At 67.6% G+C, this 6,130-nt stretch carries 5 protein-coding genes and 1 pseudogene; all 6 read left to right on the top strand.

The window, feature by feature from the left end; translation table 11 throughout:
- Positions 1-835, top strand: a pseudogene (locus ASG92_RS30030) (pyruvate dehydrogenase (acetyl-transferring), homodimeric type); the annotation flags it as partial.
- A gap of 202 nt (positions 836-1,037) precedes the next feature.
- On the top strand, positions 1,038-2,282 hold the full coding sequence (locus ASG92_RS20475; RefSeq protein WP_056632651.1) for a helix-turn-helix domain-containing protein: 1,245 nt from the start codon (positions 1,038-1,040) through the stop codon (positions 2,280-2,282).
- Between the two features lie 87 nt (positions 2,283-2,369).
- Positions 2,370-3,299 carry an ACP S-malonyltransferase gene (locus ASG92_RS20470; RefSeq protein WP_200952036.1) on the top strand — a complete coding sequence of 310 codons (930 nt, stop codon included), beginning with the start codon at positions 2,370-2,372 and terminating at the stop codon, positions 3,297-3,299.
- A complete protein-coding gene (locus ASG92_RS20465; RefSeq protein ID WP_056632645.1) occupies positions 3,296-4,372 on the top strand; it encodes a beta-ketoacyl-ACP synthase III in 1,077 nt (358 codons plus the stop codon). Before ASG92_RS20470 ends, ASG92_RS20465 begins: the two co-directional genes overlap by 4 nt.
- An 81-nt stretch (positions 4,373-4,453) precedes the next feature.
- A complete protein-coding gene (locus ASG92_RS20460; protein ID WP_056632642.1) occupies positions 4,454-4,702 on the top strand; it encodes an acyl carrier protein in 249 nt (82 codons plus the stop codon).
- A gap of 178 nt (positions 4,703-4,880) precedes the next feature.
- Entirely contained in the window at positions 4,881-6,116 is a 1,236-nt protein-coding gene (locus tag ASG92_RS20455; RefSeq protein ID WP_056632639.1) for a beta-ketoacyl-[acyl-carrier-protein] synthase II, read from the top strand.
- The last annotated feature ends 14 nt before the right edge of the window (positions 6,117-6,130 follow it).

Here is a 6,130-nt window from a genome sequence, read left to right as displayed (position 1 = left end):
CGGCTTCCAGCGCACCGGCGACGCCTTCTGGGCCGCCGCGGACCAGATGACCCGCGGCTTCATCATCGGCGCCACCGCCGGCCGCACCACCCTCACCGGTGAAGGACTCCAGCACGCCGACGGCCACTCGCCGCTGCTCGCCTCCACCAACCCGGCAGTGGTCACGTACGACCCCGCCTACGGGTACGAAATCGGCCACATCGTGCGGGACGGACTCGAGCGCATGTACGGTCCGGACTCCACGGACCGGAACCTGATGTACTACCTGACGGTCTACAACGAGCCCATCACGCAGCCGGCAGAACCGGATGAGCTGGACGTTGAGGGAGTCCTGAAGGGCATCTACCTGCTGGCGCCGGCCAAGATCGACGGCCCGCGGACGCAGATCCTGGCCTCCGGCGTGTCAGTGCCGTGGGCGCTGGATGCCCAGCGGATCCTGGCCGAGGACTGGGGCGTTTCCGCCGATGTCTGGTCCGTGACCTCGTGGAACGAGCTCCGCCGCGACGGCCTCGCCGCCGAGGAAGAGGCGTTCCTGAACCCCGGACAGCCCGCACGGGTGCCGTTCGTGGCCCAGCAGCTCGCCGGGGCGACCGGTCCGATCGTCCTGCCGAACGAGTTCGCTTCGCTCGGCGCCGACGGCTTCGGCTTCTCCGACACCCGCGCCGCCGCACGCCGCTTCTTCAAGAACGACACCCACTCGRTCGTGGTGCGTTCGCTGGAGTTGCTGGCCCGCCGCGGCGAGGTTGACGCCCAGGCCCCGGCGCAGGCGATTGAGAAGTACCGCCTGCTCGACGTCAACGCCGGCACCACCGGCAACGCAGGCGGCGAGTCCTAGCTGTTGCTGGTTGAGCTTGTCGAAAGCGGGTTTTCGGCAAGCTCAACCAGCGGAGTTCCCGCTCTGCACCACAAAACGACGACGGTCCCCACCAAAGGTGGGGGCCGTCGTCGTCGTTTTGACGTACTGTGATGCAGCGCAACCGCAGTTGTAGCCTTTACACAAAATGGAGCTTCCCGGGCGGGCCCCGTATGCTCGATGCATGCCCGAGCCCACGCCCGCCCCTGCCAAGCGCAAACCGTCGTCGCGCACCATGACGCCGGAAAAGACTGAGACCCTGAAAAAGCTCCGGGCCAGTGTTGGCCAGTTGTCCACCACCACCATGCGGCAGCTGGAAAAGTCATTGCCCTGGTACAGCCGGCTCAGCTCCGACGAACGCTCCGCACTGGGGCTCGTGGCGCAGAACGGCATCGCGGCGTTCGTCACCTGGTACGAGCGGCCCAGTTCCCCGTCCTGGATCCTCTCCGACGTCTTTGGCACGGCACCCACGGAGCTCACCCGCTCCATCAGCCTCCAGAAAGCGCTCCAGCTGATCCGGATTGTGGTTGAAGTTGTCGAGGACCAGGTCCCCGTCATCGCCCCCGAGGCGGACCAGCCGTCGCTGCGGGAGGCCGTGCTGCGCTACTCCCGCGAGGTCGCCTTCGCCGCTGCCGATGTGTACGCGAGGGCCGCCGAGTCCCGCGGCTCCTGGGACACGCGGCTCGAAGCCCTGATCGTGGACGCCATCCTGCGCGGCGAAAACACCGATGCGCTGCGGTCCAGGATCGCCGCCCTCGGCTGGAAGGCCCAGGAGCGCTTCACCGTGATGGTGGGTAACTCGCCGTCGGAACCCAGCGCCAGCTACGTGAGCGAGCTCCGGCGGACCGCGGGCCGCTACGCGGAAGACGCACTCGTGGGCATCCAGGGTGACCGCCTGATCCTCATTCTCGGCGGCGTCCACGACCGCGAAACGGCGTACCTGAAGCTTAGCGAGATGTTCGCGCCGGGTCCCGTGGTCTACGGCGCCGAGGCGAGTTCACTGCTCGAGGCCAGCAGCTCGGCGCAATCGGCATTCGCCGGGCTTACCGCCGCGCGGGCCTGGCCCTCGGCGCCGCGCCCGGTGGCCGCGGACGATCTTCTTCCCGAACGGGTCATATCCGGCGATGACGCGGCGCGCCGGTCGCTGGTGAAGAACATTTACCGGCCGCTTCTGGCCGCCTCCAACGGCCTGGTGGAAACCCTCGGCACGTACCTCGAGCTGGGGCACTCACTCGAGGCGACCGCGCGGGAACTCTTCGTTCACGCCAACACGGTCCGCTACCGCCTCAAGCGCGTTTGTGACGTCACGGGCTGGGATCCGCTGCTCCCCCGGGAAGCCTTTGTGCTTCAGGCCGCGCTCGTTGTTGGGCGTCTCTCCACGCCGCCCAAGCCCGCCGTAGAGCGCCATTCGGCGCGGAACTCGAACTGAACCGTTGTAGACTTCCTACAAACTGACCCAGTGAGCTTGGTGTACGGAAACACCATGAATCACGCGGTAATTTGGAAAGCTGGATACGTGCTTGCAATCGTCTGCCCTGGACAGGGCTCACAGACCCCCGGATTCTTGGCCCCTTGGCTGGAACTGCCTTCCGTAGCAGGCCATCTGGCCTCCCTCAGCGAAATCGCAGGCATCGACCTCACGGCGCACGGGACCACCTCCGATGAGGACACCATCAAGGACACCGCCGTCGCGCAGCCCCTGATCGTGGCCGCCGGGCTCGTCGCCGCGAAGTCGCTGTTCGACGTCGAGCTCAGCACGCTTCCGGTCATCCTGGCCGGTCACTCGGTCGGAGAGATCACGGCGTCGGCCCTGGCCGGCGTGCTGACCGAAAAAGAAGCCATGACGTTCGTCCGGGTCCGCGCCAACAGCATGGCCGAGGCCGCCGCTGTCACGCCGACCGGCATGAGCGCCGTGGTGGGCGGGGACCCCGCCGAGGTCCTCGCGACCATTGAAGCCGCAGGCGCCACGCCGGCCAACGTCAACGGTGCAGGCCAGGTTGTTGCCGCCGGAACCTTTGAGCAGCTCAAGGCCCTGGCGGAGAATCCCCCGGCCAAAGCACGCGTCATCCCGCTCAAGGTGGCCGGAGCCTTCCACACCTCGCACATGGCACCGGCCGTGAGCGCGCTGGAGGCACTGAAGCCCGAGCTCCAGCCGCAGGCCCCGGAAGTACCCCTCCTGTCCAACTTCGACGGCCAGGAGGTCACGGACGGCGCGGCCGCCGTCGACCGCCTGATCGCGCAGGTGTCCCGCCCGGTCCGCTGGGACCAGTGCATGGAGTCGCTCGTACAGCGCGGCGTCACGGGCCTCATCGAACTGGCGCCGGCAGGCACCCTGGCAGGCCTCGCGAAGCGCGGCATGCCGGGCGTGAAGACGGTGGCCGTGAAAACCCCCGAAGACCTGTCCGCAGCCCTTGCACTATTCGCAGAACTGGAAGGACAGGCATGAGCGTTCCCACGCTGAAGCAGTCACCCGCCAACGAGCACACCCGCATTCTGGGTATCGGCGCCTACCGTCCCGATGTCATCGTGACCAACGACGACGTGTGCCAGTGGATCGATTCCTCCGATGAATGGATCCGCCAGCGTACCGGCATCATTACCCGCCACCGGGCGCCCGCGGACGTCAGCGTCATCGACATGGCCGAAGGCGCCGCCCGCGAGGCGCTGGCGAGGGCCGGCATCGAGGCCTCCCAGCTCGGTGCGGTGATTGTCTCCACCGTGACGCACCCGTTCGCCACGCCGTCCGCGGCCGCCAGCCTTGCGGACCGCCTCGGCGCGACGCCGGCCCCCGCCTTCGACATCTCCGCCGCCTGCGCCGGCTACTGCTACGGCATTGCCCAGGGCGACGCACTGGTCCGTTCCGGGACCGCGCAGTATGTGCTCGTGGTCGGCGCCGAAAAGCTCTCCGACGTCATCGACAACACCGAGCGCACCATCTCCTTCCTGCTGGGCGACGGCGCCGGCGCGGTCGTGATCGGCCCGTCCGATACCCCGGGGATCGGTCCGTCCGTCTGGGGTTCGGACGGCAGCAAGTGGGATGCGATCGGCATGACGCACTCGCTGCTGGACGTGCGGGAATACTCCGCAGCCCACCACGGCGGCGCGACGCAGGATGCCCGTGCCCTCAGTGCAGGCGAAGCGGCCGTCACGGATGCCGCCATCTGGCCGACGCTGCGCCAGGACGGCCAGACCGTGTTCCGCTGGGCCGTGTGGGAAATGGCGAAGGTGGCGCAGCAGGCGCTGGACGCCGCCGGCATCCAGGCCGAGGACCTGGTCGCTTTCATTCCGCACCAGGCCAACATGCGGATCATCGACGAAATGGTCAAGAAGCTCAAGCTGCCGGAGACCGTCACGGTGGCCCGGGACATCGCCGACGCCGGCAACACATCGGCCGCGTCCATCCCCCTGGCCACGCACCGCCTGCTCCAGGAAAACCCGGAGCTGAGCGGCGGCCTGGCCCTGCAGATCGGCTTCGGCGCCGGGCTGGTCTTCGGCGCCCAGGTAGTTGTCCTTCCTTAGGAATACCCAAACCAAGCCGCAACCGCGGTTTGCATCATTTCCGGCATTTCCTGCCGGCAATAACAAGAAAAGGAGCCATCAATGGCTAGCAACGAAGAGATCCTGGCCGGACTGGCTGAAATCGTCAACGAAGAGACCGGCCTGGCCCCCGAGTCAGTCGAGATGGACAAGTCCTTCACCGAGGACCTGGACATCGACTCCATCTCCATGATGACGATCGTTGTCAACGCTGAAGAGAAGTTCGGCGTCCGCATCCCGGACGAAGAGGTCAAGAACCTCAAGACCGTCGGCGACGCCGTCAGCTTCATCGCCGGCGCACAGGCAGCCTGATAAGGCTCCAGCCGCACGTCGGCTGAACACGGCTGGCCGGCCCGGACAACACGTTCCCGGACCGGCCAGCCGAAGCACCACTACAGAATTTTCTCGCAGACCCCTCCGCACGCCCCCGACTCAGGCCTCCGGCCCAGCAGCACAGGACACGGCACGCGCACCGACAGAGAGTGATCCCATGACACGCAAAGTAGTCATTACCGGTCTGGGTGCCACCACGCCCATCGGCGGCGATGTACCCACTATGTGGAAGAACGCGCTGAAGGGGGTCTCCGGCGCACACACGCTCGAAGACGACTGGGTAGCCAAGTACGAACTGCCGGTCCACTTCGCCGCCCGCTGCTCCACCCCCGCCCTTGAGGTCCTGAGCCGCGTCGAGGCCAAGCGCATGGACCCGTCCACGCAGTTCGGCGTTATTGCCGCCCGTGAGGCCTGGGCTGATTCCGGCATCACCGAAGTCGACCACGACCGCCTGGCCGTTGCATTCGCCACCGGCATCGGCGGCGTCTGGACCCTCCTCGACGCGTGGGACACGCTAAAGGAGAAGGGACCCCGCCGGGTCCTGCCCATGACCGTCCCCATGCTCATGCCCAACGGCGTGGCCGCCGCGGTGAGCCTCGACCTTGGTGCCCGGGCCGGCGCGCACACGCCCGTTTCCGCCTGCGCCTCCGGCACGGAAGCCCTGCACCTCGGCCTGGACCTGATCCGTTCCGGCAAGGCCGACGTGGTCATGTGCGGCGGCGCCGAAGCCGCCATCCACCCGATGCCCCTGGCCGCGTTCTCCTCGATGCAGGCGCTCTCCCGCCGCAACGACGACCCCGAGCACGCTTCCCGCCCCTACGACCTCGACCGCGACGGCTTCGTCATGGGTGAGGGTGCAGGCGCCCTGGTGCTCGAAGCCGAGGAGCACGCCCTGGCCCGCGGTGCGCGGATCTACGCCGAACTGGCCGGCACGTCCGTGACCTCCGACTCGTACCACATCACCGCCCCGGACCCCGAAGGCCTCGGCGCCACCCGCGCCCTGAAGGCGGCCATGTTCGACGGCCGGATCCAGGCCGAGGACGTGGTCCACGTCAACGCCCACGCAACCTCCACCCCTGTTGGCGACAAGCCCGAGTACACTGCTCTGCGCGCCGCCCTGGGAACGCATGTGGACAACGTGGCGGTCTCCGCCACCAAGTCGCAGATGGGCCACCTGCTGGGTGCATCCGGTGCCGTTGAGGCTGTCCTCACGGTGCTGGCCGTTTACGAACGCAAGGCCCCGCTCACCATCAACCTCGAGAACCAGGATCCGGAGATCCCGCTCGACGTCGTCACCTCGTCCCGCGCTCTTCCCGCCGGAGACATCGTGGCGCTGAGCAACTCGTTCGGCTTCGGCGGCCACAACGCCGTCATCGCCGTCCGCAGCGTGTGATCACGACGGACCAC

The organism is Arthrobacter sp. Soil736 (genome assembly GCF_001428005.1).
Lineage (GTDB): Bacteria > Actinomycetota > Actinomycetes > Actinomycetales > Micrococcaceae > Arthrobacter.
This window is presented reverse-complemented; position numbering and strand designations above follow the sequence as displayed.